This is a genomic window from Paraglaciecola sp. 20A4, assembly GCF_011378905.1.
GTDB lineage: Bacteria > Pseudomonadota > Gammaproteobacteria > Enterobacterales > Alteromonadaceae > Paraglaciecola.
The window spans coordinates 1-713 of sequence record NZ_WTPY01000092.1; the positions used below are offsets into that span (position 1 = coordinate 1).

General features: G+C 46.7%; 1 protein-coding gene. It reads left to right on the forward strand.

The features are described from left to right. Positions 1-120 precede the first annotated feature (120 nt). Positions 121-713 (forward strand): reverse transcriptase domain-containing protein (locus GQS54_RS22975; protein WP_240920050.1); only part of this gene is annotated, 593 nt, incomplete at its 3' end.

Genomic DNA, 713 nt, shown 5'->3' on the forward strand with positions numbered 1-713 from the left:
CAGTCAGACTTGCTCATAGTAGTCCGAGGTTGGGAAAGCCAGCCACATGGCGAAGGGGCAAGCAGTTGTATCAGGTGTTTAGCAGACACATAGGCCGGACAAAGTAGGGCTGGGATAACTATGACAACCGAACTAAACGCCATCATATTTAAATCACAAACCCACCCCAGTCACAGATTTCAAAACCTATATGGATTACTAGGTCATGACTTACTGTATCAAAGCTGGGAGCAACTGAATAAACGAGCGGCAGCAGGTATTGATGGCATTACGGTGCCGACATACAAGCAAAAGCTTGTGGAAAACCTCACCCGTTTACGTCTCGCACTGAAAGCCAAGTGTTATCGTGCGAATGACATTAAACGGGTCTTCGTCCCCAAAAGTAATGGCAAGCAGCGCCCATTAGGACTGCCAACGGTTGATGACAAGCTGGTGCAGCAAAGCGTGAGCCAGATACTGCAAAGTATCTGGGAAGCGGACTTCTTGCCAAACAGCTATGGTTATCGGCCGCACAAGAGTGCACATCAAGCAGTGCATAGCGTAGCGTTGAACCTTCAGTTTAAAGGTTATGGATATATTGTTGAGGCTGATATCAAAGGCTTTTTCGACAATCTAGACCATGACTGGCTGATGGAGATGCTTAAGCAACGTATTGATGATAAGGCACTTTTGAGCCTAATCGGGCAATGGTTAAAAGCACGGATAAAAACCCC